This is a genomic window from Streptomyces sp. NPDC091209, assembly GCF_044757755.1.
Taxonomy (GTDB): Bacteria; Actinomycetota; Actinomycetes; order Streptomycetales; family Streptomycetaceae; genus Streptomyces.
Window position 1 is genome coordinate 1 of sequence record NZ_JBIVVR010000008.1, and the last position, 22,594, is coordinate 22,594.

General features: G+C 69.0%; 18 protein-coding genes and 1 pseudogene. 10 read left to right on the forward strand and 9 right to left on the reverse strand.

Features of this window, described 5'->3' with window-relative positions:
- Positions 1 to 612 precede the first annotated feature (612 nt).
- Positions 613 to 1,545: a hydroxymethylbilane synthase gene (gene hemC, locus ACIQRL_RS23345; protein WP_401334510.1), complete on the reverse strand. Its 933-nt coding sequence runs from the start codon at positions 1,543 to 1,545 to the stop codon at positions 613 to 615.
- A 429-nt stretch (positions 1,546 to 1,974) separates the two neighbouring features.
- Positions 1,975 to 2,964 carry an ornithine cyclodeaminase family protein gene (locus tag ACIQRL_RS23350; RefSeq protein WP_401335487.1) on the reverse strand — a complete coding sequence of 330 codons (990 nt, stop codon included), beginning with the start codon at positions 2,962 to 2,964 and terminating at the stop codon, positions 1,975 to 1,977.
- A gap of 536 nt (positions 2,965 to 3,500) precedes the next feature.
- On the opposite strand from ACIQRL_RS23350, the gene ACIQRL_RS23355 reads away from it, so the two are divergent.
- The gene (locus ACIQRL_RS23355; protein ID WP_401334512.1) at positions 3,501 to 4,166 is read left to right on the forward strand and encodes a hypothetical protein; all 666 of its coding nucleotides are present in this window, start codon (positions 3,501 to 3,503) and stop codon (positions 4,164 to 4,166) included.
- 441 nt (positions 4,167 to 4,607) lie between these two features.
- Here the strand turns inward: ACIQRL_RS23355 and ACIQRL_RS23360 are convergent, their stop codons facing one another.
- Together ACIQRL_RS23360 and ACIQRL_RS23365 are read right to left on the reverse strand one after the other, a co-directional pair.
- Entirely contained in the window at positions 4,608 to 5,222 is a 615-nt protein-coding gene (locus tag ACIQRL_RS23360) for a dihydrofolate reductase family protein (RefSeq protein WP_401334515.1), read from the reverse strand.
- 367 nt (positions 5,223 to 5,589) lie between these two features.
- Positions 5,590 to 6,039, reverse strand: coding sequence for a spore-associated protein (locus tag ACIQRL_RS23365; protein ID WP_401334518.1), 450 nt, complete (start codon positions 6,037 to 6,039; stop codon positions 5,590 to 5,592).
- Positions 6,040 to 6,522: 483 nt separating this feature from the next.
- On the opposite strand from ACIQRL_RS23365, the gene ACIQRL_RS23370 reads away from it, so the two are divergent.
- The 6 genes and pseudogenes from ACIQRL_RS23370 (at position 6,523) to ACIQRL_RS23395 (ending at position 12,643) form a co-directional block, all read left to right on the forward strand.
- Positions 6,523 to 7,722, forward strand: a complete 1,200-nt coding sequence (locus ACIQRL_RS23370; RefSeq protein ID WP_401334520.1) for a hypothetical protein — start codon at positions 6,523 to 6,525, stop codon at positions 7,720 to 7,722.
- A 94-nt stretch (positions 7,723 to 7,816) separates the two neighbouring features.
- A complete protein-coding gene (locus tag ACIQRL_RS23375) occupies positions 7,817 to 8,155 on the forward strand; it encodes a thioredoxin family protein (protein WP_401334521.1) in 339 nt (112 codons plus the stop codon).
- Between the two features lie 103 nt (positions 8,156 to 8,258).
- Positions 8,259 to 8,366 (forward strand): annotated as a pseudogene (locus tag ACIQRL_RS23380) (IS5/IS1182 family transposase); the annotation flags it as partial.
- 214 nt (positions 8,367 to 8,580) lie between these two features.
- Positions 8,581 to 11,163, forward strand: coding sequence for a YfhO family protein (locus tag ACIQRL_RS23385; protein WP_401334524.1), 2,583 nt, complete (start codon positions 8,581 to 8,583; stop codon positions 11,161 to 11,163).
- Positions 11,163 to 12,152, forward strand: a complete 990-nt coding sequence (locus ACIQRL_RS23390) for a glycosyltransferase family 2 protein (protein WP_401335489.1) — start codon at positions 11,163 to 11,165, stop codon at positions 12,150 to 12,152. The genes ACIQRL_RS23385 and ACIQRL_RS23390 overlap by 1 nt, the downstream gene beginning before the upstream one ends.
- 14 nt (positions 12,153 to 12,166) lie before the next feature.
- On the forward strand, positions 12,167 to 12,643 hold the full coding sequence (locus tag ACIQRL_RS23395) for a GtrA family protein (RefSeq protein ID WP_401334526.1): 477 nt from the start codon (positions 12,167 to 12,169) through the stop codon (positions 12,641 to 12,643).
- A gap of 37 nt (positions 12,644 to 12,680) precedes the next feature.
- Here the strand turns inward: ACIQRL_RS23395 and ACIQRL_RS23400 are convergent, their stop codons facing one another.
- Positions 12,681 to 13,805, reverse strand: a complete 1,125-nt coding sequence (locus tag ACIQRL_RS23400; protein WP_401334529.1) for a S8 family peptidase — start codon at positions 13,803 to 13,805, stop codon at positions 12,681 to 12,683.
- Between the two features lie 254 nt (positions 13,806 to 14,059).
- Between ACIQRL_RS23400 and ACIQRL_RS23405 the strand changes: the two genes are divergently transcribed.
- Positions 14,060 to 14,431 carry a VOC family protein gene (locus ACIQRL_RS23405; RefSeq protein WP_401334531.1) on the forward strand — a complete coding sequence of 124 codons (372 nt, stop codon included), beginning with the start codon at positions 14,060 to 14,062 and terminating at the stop codon, positions 14,429 to 14,431.
- A 137-nt stretch (positions 14,432 to 14,568) separates the two neighbouring features.
- On the opposite strand, the gene ACIQRL_RS23410 is transcribed toward ACIQRL_RS23405, so the two are convergent.
- Together ACIQRL_RS23410 and ACIQRL_RS23415 are read right to left on the reverse strand one after the other, a co-directional pair.
- A complete protein-coding gene (locus tag ACIQRL_RS23410) occupies positions 14,569 to 15,153 on the reverse strand; it encodes a hypothetical protein (protein ID WP_401334534.1) in 585 nt (194 codons plus the stop codon).
- Between the two features lie 89 nt (positions 15,154 to 15,242).
- Positions 15,243 to 15,743, reverse strand: a complete 501-nt coding sequence (locus tag ACIQRL_RS23415; protein ID WP_401334536.1) for a TetR/AcrR family transcriptional regulator — start codon at positions 15,741 to 15,743, stop codon at positions 15,243 to 15,245.
- Between the two features lie 192 nt (positions 15,744 to 15,935).
- Between ACIQRL_RS23415 and ACIQRL_RS23420 the strand changes: the two genes are divergently transcribed.
- A complete protein-coding gene (locus ACIQRL_RS23420; RefSeq protein ID WP_401334539.1) occupies positions 15,936 to 16,358 on the forward strand; it encodes an ester cyclase in 423 nt (140 codons plus the stop codon).
- Positions 16,359 to 16,872: 514 nt separating this feature from the next.
- Positions 16,873 to 18,495, forward strand: a complete 1,623-nt coding sequence (locus ACIQRL_RS23425; protein ID WP_401335491.1) for a glycoside hydrolase family 76 protein — start codon at positions 16,873 to 16,875, stop codon at positions 18,493 to 18,495.
- A 198-nt stretch (positions 18,496 to 18,693) separates the two neighbouring features.
- On the opposite strand, the gene ACIQRL_RS23430 is transcribed toward ACIQRL_RS23425, so the two are convergent.
- Positions 18,694 to 21,306 carry a glycoside hydrolase family 78 protein gene (locus ACIQRL_RS23430; protein WP_401334542.1) on the reverse strand — a complete coding sequence of 871 codons (2,613 nt, stop codon included), beginning with the start codon at positions 21,304 to 21,306 and terminating at the stop codon, positions 18,694 to 18,696.
- Positions 21,299 to 22,534 carry a family 1 glycosylhydrolase gene (locus ACIQRL_RS23435; protein WP_401334544.1) on the reverse strand — a complete coding sequence of 412 codons (1,236 nt, stop codon included), beginning with the start codon at positions 22,532 to 22,534 and terminating at the stop codon, positions 21,299 to 21,301. Before ACIQRL_RS23435 ends, ACIQRL_RS23430 begins: the two co-directional genes overlap by 8 nt.
- Positions 22,535 to 22,594: the final 60 nt, after the last annotated feature.

The following is a 22,594-nucleotide window of genomic DNA, read 5'->3' on the forward strand; positions in this document are numbered from 1 at the left end:
ATTTCTGAATCATCAGGAGTGGCTTCTTCTGAATCGACGTGTCGATTTCTTTGAGAAGCGAGCAAACTCTAACCGCTGCCGCCGGACGTGTCCAGCTCTAGGCAACTGTTCAACCCTGCCTCCCCGCTCGACCCGTGTCAACAGGTTTTCGAGGTGAGGAGGACGCTAGCAGGTCAACGGGTGCCCACGCACACCGGGTGGCCGTCGGGAGTACACCTTCCCCTTGATCATGGACGCTAGGAGACCGGGACGTGAGGTCCCACAAAGGTGTAGTGCCAGGTGGGAAGCAAGGACGACCTCTGCGGGCAGTACACGGAGGAGTTCAAACGGGACACGGTCGCTCTCGGCACTTTTCCGGGAAGACCGTCCCGGAGGTGGCCCGGGAGCTCGGGGTCAGCACGGAAGGTCCCGCCCCGCCGTGACCGCCTGAACAACGCTGTTGCCCGGCCTGAGAACGTTGCCGGGCGCATCGAGAGCTCCTACCACCGATGCCGCCGACAGCCCTCGCGGCCAGGTTGTGTGAGGGAGACGGGGTACATGAGGGAGACGGGGCAGCCGGCCCGTCCTCACTGTTGTCCTCCCGCGAGAGAACGCAGGCCTGGCGTTCGTACGTCAGTGGGCGATGCTGTCGATCAGTTCGCGAGCTCCCTGCCTCAGTAGAGCCAGTGCGACGGAGGCACCGAGGTCTGAGGGACTGAGTCGCCCGGCCCATTCATGGGCGTTCAGGACGGTCTTTCCGTCGGGACTGAACACACAGGCGCGCAGCGACAGATCACCCCGAGACGCTTTCGCGTATCCGGCGATCGGGCTGTTGCAGTGGCCTTGGAGGACGTGCAGGAACATCCGTTCCGCGGTGGTCTCGCGGTAGGTGTCGGAATCGTTCAGGGCGCTGATGACGTCGATCGTGGGGGTGTCGGTTTCCCGGCACTGAAGGGCCAGAACGCCGGCACCGATGGGTGGGATCATCGCCTCGGTCGACAGGATCTCGGTGATCACGTCGGGCCGGCCGATGCGCTCCAGGCCGGAGGCGGCCAGCAGCAGCGCGTCGACTTCGCCCGCGGCGAGTTTGTCCAGGCGGCGGTTGGCGTTGCCGCGGAACGGCACGCATTCCAGGTGCGGGTGGGAGGCGGCGAGTTGCGCGACCCGGCGCACCGACGAGGTTCCGATCCGGGTTCCCGCGGGGAGCTCGTCGAGGAGCAGTCCGCCGGGGTGGACGAGGGCGTCCCGGATGTCGTCGCGCTTGAGGAACGCCGCGAAGGTCGTGCCGGCCGGGAGCGGTCTGTCCGCCGGCACGTCCTTGACGCAGTGCACCGCGAGGTCCGCCTCCCCGGCCACGAGCGCGGCGTCGACCTCCTTGGTGAACGCCCCCTTGCCCTCGACCTTGGAGAGGTCTCCCATCCATTTGTCACCGGTGGTCTTGACCGGGATCACCACGGTCTGGATGCCGGGGTGGAGCGCGTCGAGTTCGGCGCGGACGCGCTCCACCTGGGCCAGGGCCATGGGCGAGTCACGGGAAACGATGCGGATCAGCTCAGGGGCGGACATGTCGTACACGATAGTGCGTCAGAGCCGGGCTCTCTCCATCAACCCCGAGGCCCATCTAGGCGGCTCGGCAAGGGAGTTGGCGTATCGGGCAAGCGTGCGAAGAAGTCGTTCAGGCATGCGAAGAAGTCGTTGACGCGTTCCGGGTGGTCTGCGGGACAGGTGGCTTGTGGCAACAGGGCGTCCACGATGTACAGGCCGCCCGGCTTGAGGAGAGCGATCAGGTCGGCAAGGCGGGGGAACCTCCCCGGACGGCAGTCCACATAGACCAGATCGAACAAGGAGCCTGCACGGTTGTATGTGAGCCGAGCGTCGGCGCTGTCCTGGACAGAGGTGATGCGGCTGCCCCGGCCGAAGTGTGCGGTGGCGACGGTTCTACGTTGCGGGATCACACCCCACTCGGCACGGGGGAATCGTTGGCTGGTAGCGGCCTCAGCGCAGGGTGATCTCCTCGCCGATCGACTGCTCGCGGGCGGACGCGACGACCAGGGCCGTGGCCGCGGCGTCCTGTACTGCCACGCCGACTGATTTGTAGAGGGTGATCTGGTCCGGCGCGGTGCGCCCCGGTTTGCTGCCGGCGACGAGTTCGCCCAGCTCGGCGTGTACGTGGTCGGCTGTGATGAGGCCGTCGCGGATCGGCATGAGCAGGTCGTTACTGCCCCCGAAGAGCGGGGAGAGCACGGCGTGGCGCGATTCGACGCACACCAGTGCCTCGGCGATCGTGGCGTCGTCGATCTCCCGGCCCGCCGGGTTGAACCCCACGGACGTGATGTGCACCCCGGGTGTCAGCCAGGGGCGGCGAATCACGGGTTCGACACCGTGCGTCGTCGCGGCGGCGATGTCCGCGCCGTCGAGCGCCTCGGCATAGCTGGACACGGCCTGTACTTCGGCCTCCAGTACGGCTGAGAGTTCCTCGGCCAGGGCCGTGGCTTTCGCCGGGTCCCGGCCGGCCACGCGGATCTGCCGGATCGGGCGGACCCGGCAGATCGCACGAGCGTGGGACCGGGCCTGGACGCCCGTGCCCAGCACGGCCAGCACGGTCGCGTCCTCCCGGGCCAGCAGGCGCACCGACAACGCGGAGCAGGCGCCGGTCCGCGCAGCCGTGATGGCGGTGCCGTCCAGTAGGGCGGTGGGCTCGCCGGTGTCCGGATCGAACGCGACGATCAGCGCCTGATGGGTAGGCATCCGTGCCCCGTCGTTGTGCGGGAAGAGGGACACCAGTTTGGTCATCAGTGCCCCGGCCGACGGCAGGAAGCCTGGCATGGCCGCCAGGAATCCGTCGCGTTCGGGCACCAGAGCGGCGACACGGTCGGGTACCGAGGCGCGGCCCGCGCTGAGGTCCGCCATCGCCGACGCCAGGGCATCGATCAGCGCGTCCATGTCGAGCAGCGCCTCGACCTGCGAGCGGCCCAGAACAAGCATGCGCTTCAGCCTCCTGATACCGGTCATCCTGCCGACGATCGCCCGGCCCAAGCGTCAACCCGGGCTCCCGTCGCCCCACTCCGACACGCAGTCCTTCCTGAACACGTTCATCCGTGCGCGCCTGCGGACATCAGCGCGTACGCCGACGCCTGTCCGCCAGCCCATCAGCCGACGTGGAGTTGGCCGGTGAGGCCGACAGACACCCGCAGCGCTGCCCCTTGCGACGGAATCAGTTCCACCGGTTGCCGGTCCGGCCCGCCTCGGCGGGAGAGGGCTCGGGTGCGGCCCATGGCCATGGGCGAGGGCGTCGCGGCCGTAGTTGGGGTCAGCCGGGCCGCCCACCGCACGGCCCGACCTTCCGGTGATGAGGATCGGCACTTTTCCTCAGGGTGGCTCCCCGCCTCAGATTGTTGGATCTTGTAGCGGTCCGGGGGCATGGCGAACGGAGGGCCGGTTGTCAGTGCGGTCGCGTAGGATCCCGCTTCGTCGGAGGCTGGTGATCTTCGCAGGGGGATGTCGTGAGCTTTGATCTTGCGGTGTGGTTCGAGGAGGTGCGCCCCTCGCCTGCCGCGGCGTCGGAGACGCACCGGCGTCTGTGCGCCGGCGAGGCCGCGGCTGTCCGGCCTCATGCGGGGCTGTCCGGGTTCTATGCGGCACTGGTTGCCGAGTTTCCCGAGGCTGAGGATGCGACGGACGAGTCGTCGCCGTGGTCGGCGGGCCTGGATGTCGGCGACGGCTATGTGCTCATGGGGATGCAGTGGGGCCGGGCAGCGGAGGTGGCGCCACGCGTCGTCGAACTGGCCGGTCAGAGCGGGCTGATCTGCTTCGACCCGCAGGCCGACGTCGTGCATGCCCCGCCCGCGCTGCGGAGTGCGGATGCCCTGGGGCTTCGGTCGTGTGTCGGCCTGCCGGTCGACGACCCGGATCTGGAGACCGTGGAACGGGCCGTACTCCGCTTGTCGGACGACAACTGGTTCGTGATCCTCGAAGGTCCGTCAGGACGGTACGTCCAGGCCGGAACCGGTGCCCGGGCGGGAGCGGCTGACGGCGGCTACGCGGTCGAGTTCCGTGACGGTTCACCCGAGCGTCACTACCGCTGTGTGCTCGATGACCGTGAGCAAGTGGTCTCCGTATTCGTGGACTTCAGGCGGGATCCGGCAGCCCGGCCGACCGGGGTGGCGTGGGCGAACGCGTGGCTGTGAGCGTCTGTACGGCGGCCCGCCTCGCCTCGTGAGCGGGCCACCGGCTGATCACTGCGTACGGCGGATCGGGACGATGTCGGTCCGCAGGTGCGGCATCGTGGGCCGGGCAGCTTCCGGGGTGACCGGCAGCGCGACGATCGTGGTCGCCGCCGGCAGTACGGACAGCCCCGGATCGGGGTCGGCTGCAGCGGGTCCCGGACCGTGGCGGCCGTCGCCGGGCGGACCGGCGGCCGGGGGGGCTCGGTCCGGCCGCCGGGGGGCTCGGTCCGGGCCGACGGCACGACCGGTTATTGGCCGAGACGCCCGGTGCGTTCCTCTTCCAGGGCCCGGTCGCGACCGTGCTCGGCGCCCGGCCGAACCCACGGTGAAGGCGCCAACTGGCCGTACGACGGCGCCGAACTCGGCGAGGCCGTCGCCGCGCAGCCCGGTCGCGACGACGCGTCAGAGGACGTCGTAGGTCAGATGTGTCGCGGTCGATGTCGAGGTCACGCTCCGCTGCACCAGCGTGCGCGGCGTTTTGCCGGTGAACAGGGGTGTTCCGGCGCCCAGAACGACGGGCGCCAGGTGCAGAGAAAGGGTGTCGACCAGTCCGGCGTCGAGCGCCGAGCCGACGGTGGCGCCGCCGCCCATGAGGACGACGTCGAGGTCCCTGCCGGTGTCCGACGACGCCGCCTCGGCGCGCTCGCGCGCGGCGGCGACGGCGTCGGGCAGACCGGTGGTGACGAACGTCCAGTCGAGGTCGGTGAGCCGCACCGACTCCGGCGGTGAGCTCGTCACGACGACGAACGCGGGCGTGCCGACCTCGCCGGCGCCGTAGCCGGTCTCGTCGTCCCAGCCGTTCGGCCCGTCGACAATGTCGAAGAGCCGACGGCCGAGGACGACGGCACCCGAGCGGGCAGTCCCCTCACGGAGGAATCGGCGGTCCTCGGGGTCATCGGAGAACGCCCAGGTGTGCAGGGCCTCGCCGCCGGTGCCCAGACCGCTGTCCGGACCGGGGTCGGGCCCGGTGACGAAACCGTCCAGGGAGACCGAGATGTCAGCGATGATTCGAGTCATACCAGGGCAGACCTGATCCGCTGCCCGAACTCATCGCTCGCCGATGAACAATGTGCGGGACGCGAACCCGAAGGTCCCCGGGTAGCGGGGATCCAGTGATCCGTTGCGAAGCTTGCACGGACGGACCCTGGATGCGCGCCACCGGTCCGGTCGACGAGCCGGAACCGGGTCCTGTCTGCGGCGGAGTTGCGGAAGCTGAAACACGTGCTCGCCCCGGCAGAACTCGGTGAGTCTGCCAGGGCGAGTCGGCCGTCGCGTTCCCGCGCCGCTATCGGGTTGTGGGCATCGGCCCGGGGCCCGTCGGCTCTGGGCACCCGAGTCAGGAGACGGCGGTGCGGGAGTGTGGCGGCCGGCAGGGAACGGCGGGTCAGCGCGTGACGGTGACCCGGTTCTCCTTGAGGGCGGCGCAGTTGGAGCCGGTCACCTGGGTGTACACGTTGCTGATGTTGCCGCCCCAGTCGACGCAGTGGCCCTTGCCGTAGACGTAGGCCGGTCCCGCGTACGAGGTGTACTGGCCGTAGTCCTGGTCGCCCTGGTCGGTGTCGGAGACGTAGATCCAAGTGGACATGTCCACGGCGGTGCCCGGGTTGTTGCGGATGGTCGCGACGCAGTTCTGGCCGTTGGAGGAGTTGTACGTCAGGTAGACGGTGCCCAGGGAGCCGACGGGCGCGGAGTTCACGGTCTTGTAGGCGCTGCCGCAGACCTTCTGCGGCGTGGTGTTGGGCGCGGCCGAGGCGGGCGCCGCCAGAGCGGTGGACGCCCCCACCGCCAGGGCCGCGAACGCGGCCGCCGTCAGGACAGAACGGTTGAATCGCATATTTCCCCCTTGTGATCTTTGGAGATGTTTGCTCCTGCCTGATGTGACCCGCGGGACATCGGAAGGGTTGTGCGGCGTCCGCAAAATATGTGCGGCGGGCTCCCCGGCCGACGACCCGGCCGGAGCGCGCGATCGCTCTTTGCGCAGGTCGCCACCGAGAGGCGTGCGGGCCGAAGGGATACAGCCGGGCTTGGGCAATCTCACGCGGCCGACCGGCTTCGCCACCCAGGCCCGAGCGTCTTCACGGGTCCTGGGGCCCAGGGCACATCGGAAGACGGCTTCCTGGGCAACCCACTCGCCCAAGGACACCAGCACCCAGGCCATGATCTACAAGACGTTGTTCAGCGACTCCGGCGGAGCGTGCCTTGCCAGCGGTCAGCCGGCGGACCGGCGACTGGGTGGGACCTTCGTCTTCTTCGGTGACCCGCGTGGCAGGGTCGACGTGGAGGGTGACTTTGGTCTGTCTCGTGCGTTGAACAGGTCGTGCCACAACCTGAATCCAGCTCCAGCAGCGCCGTCGCGGTCACGGTCGAGGGGTCTCGGCAACTGCCGTTCCTGCTGACCCCCCAGCAGGGCGAAGCGGCTCGCAGGCTGCTGAGTTATGTGGTCTCGCTGTCACTTCCCGGACCCGACGCGCAGCTTCTTGCCGTGGTGGTGGCCGTCCGGGCCGCACGCAGTGGCGTCGGCAACGTCACCGGGGCGGACCTGTCCGCTCTGCGGCTGGGCGATTCGCGAGAAGCCGTTGATGCCCTTCGGGGTCTGGGCTGGCAGGTGGGAGACGCGCTCTTCGACGTCGATCCCGCCGCGCCTCCGGTGCCCATCACCGTTCCTGACCTGGCCTGCGGGACGGACCACCCGCTGCCCTTCGGGAAGATCATGCGCTCGCGCGTGTCCGGATGGACCACACGTGCTCTGTCCGTCAAGCCGGTCAAGAAGCTCCCGCCCGCCGCACGGCTGGCCGGCCTGTTCCTCGCCGCGCACGGCACCTCCACGCTCCTCGGGCAGATCCCGTCCGACCTTCCCGAAGCCTGCCGGGCAGCTGTGCCGAGCCTTCTGGACAAGGGCTTCCTCGCCGAGCTCTCCGCCGACCGGTTCCGCCTGGACCCTCAAGTACGGCACTTGTCGGGCCTGCGTCCGCATACCGGCGAAGAGGAGGTGGCAGCGCCCTCGATTGCCCGCGCCGAGGCCGTGCCGCCGAGGACGCCGAGATTCGAATTCAGCGCTGACGCATGGGCCGAGTGGAAGAACTCGGCCACACCAGCCCTACGACGGCACGCGGAGGCCGTCGAGCGCTGTGCCCTGTGCGCACTGCCTCCGGAACGGGTTGCGGAGGCGTTCATGACTCCCTACCCGCCTCCGTCCGTCTCCGAAGGCGCCAAGGCCGCGTACGACCGGTGGCAGGAGGCGCACCCGGAGTGCGGCCCGCTGGTCGCCAGGTTCACCGTGGCGTACCGGGCCGAACACGGGCATGGTCCCTCGTTCGGCCAACTGTGCGCGGGCCTGGGCTGGGGCAAGAGGCGTCAGATGCGCGGGCTCATCGTGCAACACCTTCTGTCCACCGGCTGGCTGACGAATACCGATCCGGTGCCATGGACCCTCCGCCCAGGGCCGGCCGCACAGGACCAGGACATCACCCTGCCCGGCGCACGGAGCACGGCGACAGCCGTCACTGCCCGGTCGTAGTTGCCGTGCTTCTCGCAAGCCGACCGGTCCGGCCCGCCGCAACGCGCGGGGGATGATGGGGAAGGAATGACGGAACGCGAGGTCAGGAGCGTGCATGGCGAAGCGGGTTCACCAGCCCCGTGAGGACGCGGAGTTCGATTTCATCCTCCGGATGAGCGGAGTCCCGGTCCTCGCCTACTTCACCGGGACCTGGCCCAAGGCGATCGAGCCCTGCCGGGCGATGGACCTCGTCGTGGGTGACATCGCCGACGAGTACACGGGCCGCCTGACGGCCGTCCGCACCGACATCACGCGCTGCCCGTCCGCGACAGAGCGATACGGAATCACCGGAGCCCCCTCCTACGTCCTGCTGAAGGAAGGAGAGGCGGTCGCGCACGGCTCGGGGCCCCTGACCATGACCGAGATACGGGAGTTCCTGGACGACCACCTCTGAGCGACCGCCAGGGCACTGCGGCCTCTCCGTCCCTCCAGCACGCAAGCCGTGGGCCTGCTTATCTGGGCTCCCCCACGGGCAGCGGCTCGGCGGCCGCGGAGAACTGGGGCGGGGCAACCCACCGATCCGGTCCCGGCGAGGACCTCGCCGACGACGCCCCCGCAAGCCCCACAGAGACAAACTCGCCGACCGCCGTCGGCACCACCGTCGTCGCGCAGCGATACTCACCCGCCCGACGTAGGTATGCCGAGCGGAGCAGTCCGATCTCTGCAGTTCCCGGGGAGCAGCCAACCGTCCAAATGGGCGCACCCCGATGACTCGGCAGCGGCCGCCACGCAGGAGCCTCGTGCGCGGCAGATTTCGGCACTTCATGGTGAACTATGACTGTTCGCCACATGAGGGGATTTGACGGGTGGGAGAGAGCGGTGCTGAGACCTTCCCCCGAAGTGCGCACGCCTACCTGTCCCACCGCGACGCGGCACTCTCCCCGTCCGCAGATCCTGGCGGCGCTCCTGTCGGCCGCCGTCTCCATGGGGGCGTACTGCCTGGCGATGGTCGCGCACGGGACATATCCCTTCGGCGCGCGGTCGCGAGCGGTCAACGACCTGGGCAATCAGTTCGTGCCGTTCCATGCCCATCTATGGGATCTCATCCACGGCAACACCAACGGTGATTTGATCTTCAACTGGGGCAGTGGATTCGGTTCACCGTTTCTCGTCGACTTCATCACCTACCTGATGAACCCGTTCTCCTGGCTCGTCGGAATTTTCCCTCGCGACATGGTCGAACTGCCGGTCTTCTTCGTCACGCTCTTCAGTGTGGGGCTCGCGGCCGGCCTGATGACCCTCTTCCTGGGTCGGCTGCGTTCCGGTTCGCCCTGGCTGCGCGCCCTGCTGGCGGTCGGGTACGCGGTCAGCGCCTGGATGATTTCTGACGGCTTCTCCGATCCCATGTGGATGTGGGGCCTGGTCTCCTTCCCCCTTCTCGGCATCGCCTTCGACTGGTGTCTGCAGGGTCGGCGCTGGATCCTCGGTTCCCTCTTCGTCTTCGCCGCCTGGGCCGGCAACTTCTACACCGCCGCCATGGCCACCATCGGCATGGTCCTGGTCCTCGTGGTGCGCGTGCTGCTCGACGAGAGCCCTGCACGCATGCGGTGGCACGCCCTGCTCCGGGCCGCCGCCATGACCGTGACGGGCATTCTTCTCGCGGCGCCCGTCCTCACGGTCAGTTTCAAGGCCCGTCAGTTCTCCCAGTCCCCTCCAGCCGCTACTTATAGGGGCGCGCCACACACCCGCGACTACCTGGCTCATCTGCTGCCCGGAGGCCTGAACCCGGCGGCCCCGCAGATCTCTGTCGGCCTGCTGCCGCTGCTCCTGGTTTTCACCTTTCCCTTTATGCGTCGCATCCGTGGCAAGGAACGCCTCATCTGGTGCGCCCTGCTGGTGGTGGTCGCACTTTCGTACGTCTGGGTACCCACCATCCTGCTGTGGCATGGCCTCGCCATGCCGAACGGCAGCCCCTACCGTGCCTCCATCGCGTTGACCGCGATGCTGGTGATGGTCGCCTGGCTGGCCCTTGCCCGCTCTCCACGCCCTTCGGAGCTTCTGGCCGGCGCGGCCGTCACGACGGTGCTGGTCCTGGTCGTCAGTCCCAGCAACTACCTCACTCACGGCACCTGGATTCTCACCATCGCCGGCGGCGCCGTCGCCCTCGGCCTGCTGGTGCTGCTGTACCGCGGACAGGCCGACCGCCGCATCCGGCTCGCCGTCACCGGCGCCCTCACCATGACCGTCTTCTTCGCCACCGCGTACACCGTCTTCTCGGTCACCGCGATCCGCGACGAGAACCCCTGGTGGAGGCCGAAGAACACCTTCAGCAGCCGATCCCTGGCCGCCTACGACGCGGTCCGTGCCCACGATCACTGGCCCACCACCCGCAGCGACCCCGGCCCGCACGAGTTCGCCGACAATGATCCTCTGCTCATCGGTGGCTCCGGCGGTTCGTACTACAGCAGCTACGTGCCCGCCGAGACCGCCGCGGCCCTGCACGCATTGGGCGCCGGCTGGTACATCCAGGGCCGCCACACACTCAGCTTCAACGACCCCGTCGGCCGCGCGATCATGGGCGTAGGCAGCTATCTCGACCGGGCCCAGAACAAGAACGGGTTCACCCAGCACTCCACCCCTGCGCCGCCGGTGGTGACGCTGCGCCCCGGCGACCAGACCCGACGCGTCGAAGACACCACCGTCTGGGCACACCAGGAACGGGTGCTCGGTGCCCAGGTCTACACAGTGCCCCCGCTCGCCCCCGCCGGCGGCCCCGCACCCGCCATCGGGCGGAACGGCGACTGGCACGTGCCGGGCCACGCCGGGAGCGCCAAAGGGACCTCCTTCACGACGAGCTGCCCGTCCGGAAGCGAAGCCCTCTGGTACGCGCCCTGGTACCACGGTCAGGTGTACGCGGTCGACTCCCGCGGAAAGGCCCTCGGCCCCGGTCTCGAGCAGGCCGGACTGTTCAACATGACCAGTAACGGGATGGCCCCGCTGGGCACGGTGGCCGCCGGGGGGAAGCTCACCGTCCAGATCGCCGCCACCCAGGCGCAGTACATCCCGAAGTCCCCGGTTGGCTGCCTGGACCGCGCGAAGCTCGACCGCGCCGTCGGACACCTCAGAGAAACGGGACCCTCGAACATCTCAGCCGGCGGTCACTCGATCGCGGCCACCTTCCCGAAGGGAACCACCGGCACCGCCGTGGTCTCGGTCCCGGCGGTGACGGGCTGGCAGTGCTCTGTGGGCGGGAAGGCGGCCCGGGCCCCCGGGACCCTGGGTGGGCTGATCGCCGTACATCTGGGGGGCAACGGCTCGCGCATCGCCTGCTCCTACCGCACTCCCGGGCTCAGGTCGGGACTGCTGATGAGCGCTCTGGCCATGGCCGTGCTGCTGGCCACCGCGGTCGTCGGCGTGGTCCGTACCCGCTCAACCGCTTCCCTGGCCAGGAGGAACCGATGATGAAGCTGTCGGTCGTCGTCCCCTGCTTCAACGAAGAAGCGGTCATCGACCAGTTCGACGCCACAACCCGCAGCGTGCTCGACAGCCTGGCGATCGAGTACGAGATCTGTTACGTCGATGACGGCAGTTGCGACGGGACCCTGGCCAAGCTGCGCGCCCTGGCCCGCAAGGCGCCGGCGGCCACCCGCTACGTCTCCTTCAGCCGCAACTTCGGCAAGGAGGCAGGCATGATCGCAGGCCTGCGCGAAGCCACCGGCGACGCCGTTGTGATCATGGACGCGGACCTGCAGCACCCACCGAAACTCATCAAGAAGATGCTCGACCTGTACGAGCTCGGGCATGACCAGATCATCGCGCGTCGCTCCCGCACGGGAGACAAGAAGGTCCGCTCCACTCTCAGCCACCTCTACTACTACGCCGTCAACAGGTGGATCGACGTGGAACTCGCCGATGGCGCCGGTGACTTCAGGATGCTGTCCCGGCCCGCGGTGGACGCGCTGCTCTCCCTCGGCGAATACAACCGCTTCTCCAAAGGCCTCTTCTCCTGGATCGGCTTCGACACCGTCACCTTCGACTACCAGAACGCCCGGCGAGAAGCCGGCGAGACCAAGTGGAAGTTCGGTTCCCTGCTGAACTACGGCATGGACGGCCTGATCTCTTTCAACAACCGGCCACTGCGCATCGCGATCTGGGGCGGCCTGAGTCTGGTCGCCGTCGGCGCGGCCTACGCCCTCTGGATCATCGTCCAGGCAGTGACCAACGGCATCAGCACACCCGGCTACGTCACGCTCGTCGCGATCATCGTGGCCCTCGGCGGTGTACAGATGGTGATGCTCGGTCTGATCGGCGAGTACGTCGGACGCATCTACTACGAGACCAAGCGGCGCCCTCACTTCCTCGTGAAGGAGGCCCACCGGTGCTCCGGCAACCCCGAACGCGTCGATCGGCGTGACGGGCGGGGCGCCGACCGACACGACCGGGTGATCTGATCTTGCCCCGCCGGATGAGCGCCGGACAACTGCAACAGATCCTTCGCTTCAGTCTGGTCGGCGCGGTCAACACCGGAACGTTCTACGTCTTCTATCGGCTGCTGCTGCCGTGGATGCCCTACTTCGGCGCCTACACCATCGCCTTCCTGCTGAGCATGCTCGGCTCGTTTTTCATGAACACGTACTTCACCTACCGAACCCGACCCACCTGGAAGAAATTTCTCCTCTTCCCCCTCACCAACATCACGAATTTCGTGGTGCAGAGCGCGGGCCTGTTCGCCCTGGTGCACTGGATGGGTCTGGACAAGCGGTACGCACCGCTGGTGGCCGCAGTCGTCGCCATCCCTTTCACGTACCTGTTGTCGAAACGCATTCTCGTGCCCACGAAGGAAGGGCAACGTCCAAGCGGGGGCGGCCCCGTCAAAATGCGCAAGTACCCACATCAACACCGACCGGAACGGGACTGCAAGGAGAACGGCTCTGTCCCGTAGCCGGCGGTGACGAGAGTGAGCGTTTTCCCGGAACGGGTCACAGGCCGCCGGTGTTGAGCAGCCGGTTGGGAGTGTCGGAGCGGACGCCGTGTACGACACCGCGAGTGGCCGTGCGGTCGAGCCAGACGTGAACCTCGTGAGCCGTGGCGTGGGGGTGTACCGACAGGTACAGCGCGATCACGCCGGTCGCGTGCGGTGCGGCCCAGGATGTCGCGCCGTCGTTCTCCGTGGTCGTACCGCCGCCGGCCAGCGCGGCGGTCACCTTCTGGCCGGGGGCGTACAGGTCCACGCACCGTCCGTAACCCGACCCATAGGACCCGCCGTCGCTCCACGCACGGTCGTTCGAGGTGGAGGCCGCCACGACGATCGTGCCGGGGACGCCGGCCGGGGAGTGCTTGCAGGCGTCGTCGTGGAAGTTGCCGGCCGCCACCACCGTCGGGATCCCCGCATCGACCATCTTCTTCACGGCGGACTCCACGGCCGCCGACCGGTGGTCGAAGTTGAGCGACATGTTCACCACGGCAGGCTTCTGAGCGTGCGCGGTGACCCACTTGACCGACTTCACCACGGCCGCCTCGGCCGCTGCCGGGGAACCGCCTCCCTCGCTCTCGCACAGGACGCCCTGGACCCGTACGAGCTCCGCCTTGGGCGCCACCCCGTACCTGGCCCCGCCGATGATGCCCGCGACGAACGTGCCGTGGCCGATACCCCCTTCGCTGAAGCAGTCACCGGAGTCCTTCGGGCCCACGAAGTCGGCACCGAGGCGGGCGCGTCCGCCGAACTCCTTGTGGGCGATGTCCATCCCGGTGTCGATCACATAGACGTGAACGCCTTTGCCCGTGGCGGTTGTTGTGAACCTCCCGTTCAGCGGCCGCGCTCGCTGATCCAGAATGTCCAGGTTCCATGGCACGTGCCGGGTGATGGGCGAGGCCGCGGTCCGCGTGATCCCGGACAACGTCCCCACCGTGCCGGGAGACATCGGCGCCGAGCCGGACGACGTCGCGTACCCGAAGGGCGCCACGGACTCCCCCTTCCCGTGCACGGGAACCGCCCCGCCGGTCCCCGCAGCCGCCGCGCCGCCTCCCCCGCCGCAGGCCGAGACCCCGAGCACCGTCACCATGGCCGCCAGCAGAAGACCGGCCTTCGTTACGTTCCGCGTCACAACGTCCCCCGTATCCCCGCTTGTCGCACAGTCAGCGCACAAGACGACCACGAGGGGCGGGCGGTTCCGCCGGGGCGTGTCGACCGGCCGGTCCACGGGCTCGACGGTGAAGGGCGCCGGCCCGGATCCCCACACCCGAGTACCGCATCTCGGATGCGGCTAAGGTCTACGCGCTCGGCGGCCCCACGCTGTGCTTCCTGCACGTCGGGCCGTGGCTCACCGGAGCCGGGGCCCTTGCTGTCGGAGGATCACCAGTGATCGGTAAGTTGCAGTGCGTGGTTCTGGACTGTCCGGACGTCCTTGAACTCGCCACGTTCTACCAGTCGCTCCTCGGCGGCGAGGTCGACCAGCCCGATCCCAGGTGGGCGGTCAGTGACGACTTTTCGACCCTTCACACGGGCTCTGGCCTCGTATTCGCGTTTCAGCGCGTGAAGGATTACCGGTCGCCGCAATGGCCGGACAGCAGGTATCCGCAGCAGTTTCATCTGGACCTCGACGTCCCGGACCTGGACCAGGCCCAGGAGCAAGTCCTCAGCTTCGGCGCCACACTGCTCCGCGTCGACCCCCGCGGTTGGAGGGTCTTCGCAGATCCGGCGGGCCACCCCTTCTGCCTCCTCCGTGGCTGACGAGGACGAGAGGCAGGCTGGACCTCTGCTGCCGCTCGGCGATGCCCGCTCTCCAGCAAGGAAACGAGTTGCGGAACGTCACGTAGTTCCCCACCCGTGACGCCAGACTTCCCCGCCCTGCCGTTCGAACGTGCGGATCACGGCTCGGGGGTCCATTCCACGGGAGGGGGCATGCGGCTGTAGTGCGCGCCTCTGGTGCCGTAGCGGGCGAGATGGAGGGTCTCACCGTCGAGCTGGATCTCTGCCGGCGGCGGGTTCGGAACGGAGATCCGCGGGTGGGCGTAGGGGTGGCCTTCGATGAAGAGAGGCTCCCGGTGGCTGTTCCCGCTGTCCGCCCAGTCCTGGGCCCGCTCGCGGGTCCACGGGTTCTGCAGGGTCCGCGGGGCGGTCGGGTCGTGATCGTAGCCGTTGAGGCTGCGCACCAGAGCTTCGCTGTAGACACCCTTGACCCGGAAGTTCTCCAGGTCTTCCGCGCGTACGATCATGTTGACGTACCGGCGGGTGTTGCCTCGGTGGCGGCCCACCGCAGGCCAGCGACCCCAGCCGGGGTCCCAGCGCACGGGCGGGAGCCACAGCAGGGCACCTGTGCGGAAGTGCTTCGTGCCGTGCTGGATGTCGAGGCCGCTCTCGCCGTGCGCGGTTTCTCGCGCCACGTTGGCCACCAGGCACCAGCCCAACAGCCCGTCCGGCGTCTCTTCTTCGGTGGGTTCCGTGTCTGTCACGCCGAGAATTCTGAGGCACGAGACGGGGCGCGAGCCAGCACTTATCAGCTGAGGCGACCGAATCGAACCTCTGCGGATCACCAGCCGGTCTACACGTCTGTGCCCTGTCTGACGAGCTCGACGAGTCGCTCTGCCTGAGTGGCGTCGGCGGTGGTCAGGGCGATCCCGTTGGCCAGGGCGAGCAGTTCCGATGCGGTGAGGTCGGGCCGGACAGTACCGGCGCTTTGCGCCCGGGTCAGCAGCGCGGACGCGGCTGTATGCATCGAGTGGTGCCAGCGGTCGAACAGCGCCGATCGCTGACCGGTGCGGTCATCAGTGATCGACAGCGCCAGTTCCCGCTTGGCTGCCACGTGTGCGATGAAATCCTGAAGCCAGTCGAACAGGGCGTCGCCGGGAGGATCCTCGGCCAGCAGGGACCGGCTCCGGGCGCAGAGCTCGGCCACTTCCTCGGAGTAGACAGCGATGATCAGTTCGCGGCGCGTCGGGAAGTGTCGGTACATCGTGGCGTTCCCGACGCCGGCCCGGCGGGCGATGTCGTCGAGCGGGGCGTCGACGCCGTGGTCGTGGAAGACACCCCTGGCCGCGGCCACGAGCAGGTCGTAGTTGCGCTGGGCATCCGCGCGACGACGGCGCTGAGGTTCCGAACGCGGCGCAGGTCCGGCGCTCTGCGATGGCATGACCCTCCTTGTTAATCGGGGACTCCCCCGGTTACGGTAGCCGAACAGCTAAACGGGGAGTTCCCCACTTGCTGTCTCACGTATCCCCATCAGAGGAGATGCCGCATGCCGCAGGGAGCAAGAGACATCGCACACCCGGGCCCGGGAGAGATTCACCGGCGCATCGTCGAGAGCTATGCGCAGATCCTGGAAGGCCGGCTCGAAGTTGCCCTGACGCTGATCGACCCTGAGGTCGTCGACCACCGGGGAGGCACCCAAGGCGATCACCGGGGACGCGAAGCCTGGCGAGAGAAGTGGGAGCGGATGAGCGCGGCCAGCGCGTTCCACGACGTCTCGGTGACGATCGAGCAGAACGTCGTCTCCGGCGACACCTCCGTCAACCGGTACACCAGCCGGGGCACCCACACGGACTCCGGCCGGCGCTACGAGGTTCTCAGCATGGACATGGTCCGTGTCCGCAACGGCCGAATCGTCGAGCACTGGGCCCTGCGCGACGCCGACGCGATGCGCGACCAGTTGGGCTTGTGAGGTCGTCGCTCCGGCGTGCTGCCACCGCCAACGTGCCAGTGGATCTACGGGGCACCTCGCCTCGCCGAAGCTGCGCCGACGACAGAGGTGCCGAAACGAAGTGTCCATCCTTCGCGGCATCCTCGAACTCCCCCGCAGAAGCCACGACTTGAGTTGTTGACAGGACCTCGTCATGCCGGTTCACTGCCTCCGAGGAAGGTATGGACCAGTGCTCGATTGCCGCCCGGCTCGATGCGAGCCGTTGGCCCCCATCGTGAAATCGAGGCGAGTTCCGGTGTTCTCACGAAGCCCAGACATCGTTGTCGGATCACGACTCCTCAGCTTCCTGCTGACGACCGTGCTGGCGTTCGTGGCCTTGGGCCCGGCCGCGACGCCCGCCGCCGCCACCACGCAGGTGTGCGTACTGGCCTGTGACACGCTGGACCCGTCGCAGGCACGGCAGGAGAGCTTCCCCGTGCCGAACAAGAACCTCAACGGCCGTCGCCTCGAACTGCACGTCTCCGACACGGACGACATGGCCTGGGCCAGCATCGACGACGGCGTGACCGGCGACTCGGTGTGGCTGGACCGCTCCTGGGACGGCGGCGCCACCTGGGAGGGGCTGCTCGGCAAGGCGAGCGTCCCGGGAACCTGGACCGGCACCCGAACGCTGATGTACAACATCACCGATCCGCGCAACCACCGACGCGGGCTCGTGCGGGCCTGCGGCGACGCCGCCGGGGTCGGCTGTACGAACTGGGCCTACCCCGCCGTGTGCGACGCGCTCTGTGACGGAACCGACGCCGGCCAGGCGGCCGCTGACGATCAACCGGTGCCGTCCACCACCCTCTACGGCCGCACGATCCGCCTGCACGTCGACCAGAAGAACTCCATGGCCTGGGCCGGTATCGACACCGGCGGCGCCGGCGACGAGATCTGGCTCGACCGCTCCTGGGACGGCGGCGCGACCTGGCCCGACGGCTCCTCCCTCGGCCGCACCAGCACCCCGTCCGGGGCGACCGGCACCCGTACCGCGATGTACGCCACCCGCGATCCGCGCGGCCTCCTTCCCGGCGGCGCGGTCCGCGCGTGCGGCCGGGAGGCCGCGCACCAGGAGGGCAGCTGCACCGCGTGGGTCAGGCCCGCGCCGACCAGGGCGCGCGCCGCGGCGGACGCGCTGATGACCGCGTACGACCCCTACAACGGCTGGTGGCCGAGCAGTTGGTGGAACTCCGCCGCCACGCTCACCTCCCTCGTCGACTTCGCGAAGACCACCGGCCGGCACGACTACGACTGGGTCATCGCGCGCACCTTCGACCAGAACAAGGGCGTCTTCGCCGCCGGTGTGCGCAGCTCGGACGCGATCGAGGGCCACTTCATCAGCCGTTCCATCGACGACTCGGGCTGGTGGGCCATCGCCTGGCTCGACGCGTACGACTACACAGGCGACGCCCGCTATCTGAGCGAGGCCGTCACCATCGCCGACTACGTCCAGCAGTACTGGGACCCCGGCACCTGCGGCGGCGGCGTGTGGTGGGACCGCGAGCGCACCTACAAGAATGCCGTGACGAACGGGCAGTACCTCTGGCTGACCGCGGCGCTGCACCGACGCATCACGGGTGACACCGTCTGGCTCCAGCGGGCCAGGACGGCCGCCGCCTGGTACCGGTCCAGCGGGATGATCAACTCCTCGGGTCTGGTGAACGACGGGCTCACCTCGGCCTGTGCCAACAACGGCGGCACCGTGTGGAGTTACAACCAGGGACTGGCCATCGGCGGCTTCACCGAACTGTGGAGGGCGACCGGGGACGCTGCTCCGCTGGCCACCGCGCGGACCCTTGCCGACGCCGCGATCAGCAGCCCTGCGCTGACCCGGAGCGGAGTCCTCACCGAGTCCTGCGATGTCGGCTCCGCGTCATGCGACGACAACCAGAAGCAGTTCAAGGGCATCTTCATGCGGAACTTCGCCGACCTCGCGAAGGCCACCGGGTCCAGTACCTACCAGAGTTACGTTCAGAAGCAGGCGGACTCCCTGTGGGCGCAGGACCGCAGCTCCCTCAACGCCCTCGGTGAACGGTGGGCCGGCACCGTCCCCCAGCAGACCGACTGGCGTACCCAGGCCAGCGCCCTCGGAGCGCTCACCGCCGCCGCGGGCTGACGACCGGGGCCGGGAACGGGAACGGGAACGGGCGGGGGCTGCGGGAGGCGACCTCCGAGTTGCCGATGGCGGCCGCCTGGGAGTCGGCTCCCGGTTGACGAGGCCGGGATGGCGCCCGGCCCAAGTCGCCCACCGCAACGGCGCCGCCAGTGGGTTCGGCTGTCACCGCCGCGGCAGCCGAACCCGTGGCCTTGTCCGTCAGCGTTCTCCCTCGGCAAACAGGTCGAGCGGAAAGGGTGGGGACGGGTGCCATTCGTGATCGTCCAGCGGGCCCGGGTGCGGCACCACGAAGCGGTGCCGGCCACATTCGATCTCCTGGGGTTCGAGACCCGGCAGGACGACTGTCGCGACCGATCCGGTCGGCACGGTGACGTCGACGCGGAGTTCGCCCTCGGCTCGCTCCCACGCGACCTCGGCCAAGCCGTAGGGAGTGCGGTGCGCCGTGCGTGCCCACGAGAGCCGTCCCCCGGGTCGCGGCTCGACCCACAGGGACCGGTACCCCGGCGAGCCGGGTCCGAGCCCGGCGACCACCCGATGCATCCAATCGGCCACCGCGCCGAAAGCGTAGTGGTTGAACGACGTCATCTCCCCGGGGTTGACCGAACCGTCGGGAAGCAGGGAGTCCCAGCGCTCCCAGATCGTGGTGGCCCCCATCGTCACCGGATACAGCCAGGAGGGGCACTCGGTCTGGAGCAGCATCTGGTACGCGTCGTCGATCGCTCCCGCGGAGGTGAGGGCGTCGCAGATCACCGGGGTACCGAGGAAGCCCGTGGCGACCTTGTGCCCCTTCTCCCGCACCAGCCGGACCAGTTGCCGTGCCGCCCGCTCGCGCTGTTCGGCGTCGGTCAGCAGAGCGAACTCGAGCGCCAGGGCATAGCCGGTCTGCCCGGAGCTCGCGATCCGGCCCCCCTGCGTCACGTACTCGTCGTGGAACGCCTGCCGGACTCCGTTGGCGAGTTCGCCGTACTTGACCGCGTCCGCCACCTCGCCGATCACCGCGGCGATCCGGGAGAGCAGGCCGGCGACGTGCGCGCGGTAGGCGGTGGCCACCAGGTGCGCGTCGGTCTCGGCCTGCCAGGGAGCGTCGGCAGGTGCCGCCGGGTCGAGCCAGTCGCCGAGCTGCAACGCCGGCTTGTCGAAGAGGCCGGCCGGCCCCAGCGAGGCGGTCACGCCGTCGACCCAGGCCCGCATGCTCGGATACTGGCGACGGAGCAGCTCCGCATCGCCGAACCGGTGGTGGAGCACCCAGGGGACGATCACCGCGGCGTCACTCCAGCCGGCCGTCGGGGCCGGTTCCGCGAAGGGGCCGGGGAAGTCGATCCGCGGCACGAACAGCGGGACGACGCCCTCCGCGGTCTGGTCCGCGGCGAGATCGGCCAGCCAGGAGGTGAGCAGGCCGGCGCAGTCGAAGAGGTAGGCGGCCGTGGGCGCGAAGACCTGGATGTCACCGGTCCAGCCCAGGCGCTCGTCACGTTGCGGACAGTCGGTGGGGACGTCGACGAAATTACCGCGCATCCCCCACACGACGTTCTCGTGGAGACGGTTGAGCAAGGGGTCGGAACACTCGAACCAGCCGGTCCGGCGCATGTCCGAGTGGTAGACGACGGCCGTCGCCTCGAGTTCGTCGTAGTCACCGCTCACCTCGGCGTAGCGAAAGCCGTGGCAGGTGAAGGACGGCTCCCAGTACTCGCCGTCGGCATCCCCGGCGAGCACGTACCGGTCCGTGGCCGTCGCCGTGCGCAGCGGTCGGACCCCCAGCTCGCCGTTCTCGAGTACCTCGGCATGGCGCATGGTGACCGTCGCGCCGCGGCGGCCGCACACCCGGATGCGGAGTCGTCCCACCAGGTTCTGGCCGAAGTCGAGGACGGTACGGCCGGAGGGAGTGGTGATCGTGTCGACCGGAACGCGCTCCTCGACCGCCCGGACCGGAGGCCCCGACGGAGCCACCAGAGTGGCGGGGTCGCGCTCGCCGCGGCGCACCCCGCCCCACTCCAGGTCGTCGAATCCGGGACTCGACCAGCCGGGGAGCGCCATCGTCGCGTCGTAGGTCTCGCCCTCGTAGAGATCCGCGGACCGGATCGGCCCGGTCGAGGAGCACCAGCCCTCGTCGGTGGCAATCACCTGACGCCGGCCGTCGACGTAGTCGATCTCGAGTTGGGCGAGCAGCCCCAGTGAGCTGCCGTAGGTGTCGCGCCAGCCGGGCACGAACCCGACCCGGCCTCGCCACCAGCCGTCGGCGACCTGCACCCCGATCGCGTTCTCACCGGCGCGCACCTGCCGGGTGACGTCGTAGGTCTGGTAGCGCAGCCGGTGGTGGTAGCTGGTCCACCCCGGGGCGAGGGCGTCGTCGCCGACCCGCTCGCCGTTGAGTTCGGCGACGTACAGCCCGTGCGCGGTGATGTAGAGGCGGGCGCGGGCGATCGTGCCGTCGGCGACGAAGGAGCGTCGGAGCAGTGCCGCCGGCCCGCGTTCGTCTCCGGCGGGCTCGATCAGCGCGGCCTTCCAGTCGTCGGCGGTGAGACCGCGTTCCACGCCGACCGGGTCGCTCCAGTCGGAGACTTCGCCCTCGGTGCCGATGACGCGGACCCGGACCTCGCGCGCCTCGCGGGACGCCAGTGGCCTCGCGGGCCACGGCACCAGCACGGAGTCGGCGGAGTCGACGTGGAAGAACTCGTCGCCGATGGTCAGTTCGTAGGCGGCCTGTCGCCGGCCCTGTTGGCCGGCGACCTGCCAGGAGAGTCGCGGGCGATCCTCCCCGATGCCGAGCGGATCGTCGCGATGTTCGAAGCGGACGGCGGAGACCTCATCCACGACGCAGCTCCGCGACCAGGTCGCCGTAGCGGCCCGCGCTCGGCTTCGGTGTGCGCTCGAAGGTGATGGGGTCGAAGCTGTGCAGCCCGAGCTTGGGCCCGAAGCCGAAGATCCACTCGAAGTTGTCCACAAGAGTCCAGTGGAAGTAGCCGAGCACCGGGACGCCGACGTCCATCGCCTGCTGCAGACCTGCCAGCGACGGCTCGATGAAAACGGCGCGCTGCGTGTCGTCGTCCGCCTGCATGCCGTGCTCGGTGACCAGGACCGGCACGCCGCTCACCGCGTGGGCGTACTGCGCGCAACTGCCGAGCGACGCCGGGTCGGTGCGGTTCATCACCCCGCCCTCGGCGGGTGTGCCGTCGAGGTTCACCGCCCGCGTCGCGTCGTAGTAGTGGCGCTCGTAGTTCTGGACTCCGATGAAGTCGTCCTCGCGAGCGATCTCCAGCCAGGGCTGGTAGACCTCGGCGCGCTTGCGGTCACGCAGGGTGGGGTCCGAGCCGTGGACGAGGTCGTCCACGATCGCGATCGACAGGCCGACGGGAAGATCCGCGCGACGCGCCTTGATCGCCGCGCGAGCCGCGCGGTGCCCCGCGGCCTGGCCCGCGAGCAGGGCGCCGGACTCCTCGGCGAGCGTGATGTTGGTGAGGCGGTAGCGCTCGACGCCGGCCGCCCGGGTGCAGGCCTCCAGCGTCGCGCGCTCCAGGTCCCGGACGAAGTCGGGCAGCCCGGCCCAGGCGAGCATCGGCGGCAGGTTGGGTTCGTTCATCGTCACCGCCACCGCGATCCGGTCGCCGAAGGCTGCCATGATCCGGTCGCAGAAGCGCGCGAACCGTTCCGGGGCTTCGGCGTCCAGCCATCCGCCGCGCGCGGCGAACCAGTGCGGGGCGACGAAGTGGTGGAACGTGACGACCGGCGCCAGACCCCGCTCGACGCAGTGGTCGACGATCGCCTCGTAGTGGGCCAGCGCGGCGGCGGAGAACTCGCCTTCGACGGGCTCGACCCGCGCCCACTCGACGGAGAAGCGGTAGGCGTTGAGGTTCATGGCGGCGGCCAGGTCGACATCCTCGCGCCAGCGTTCCCAGCCGTCGCAGGCCTTGCCCGACCGCTCCTTGAAGACGGTCGGTGTCACGTTCTCGGCGAACCAGCAGTCACTGGTCGCGTTGTCGCCCTCGGTCTGGTGGCCGGCACTGGCCACTCCCCAGAGGAAGTCGGCGGGGAACTGGTGCATGAGATCTCCGTAGGTGGTGCGAGGTTTCAGTGGGTCGCAAGTGGTGCGAGGGTCAGGAGG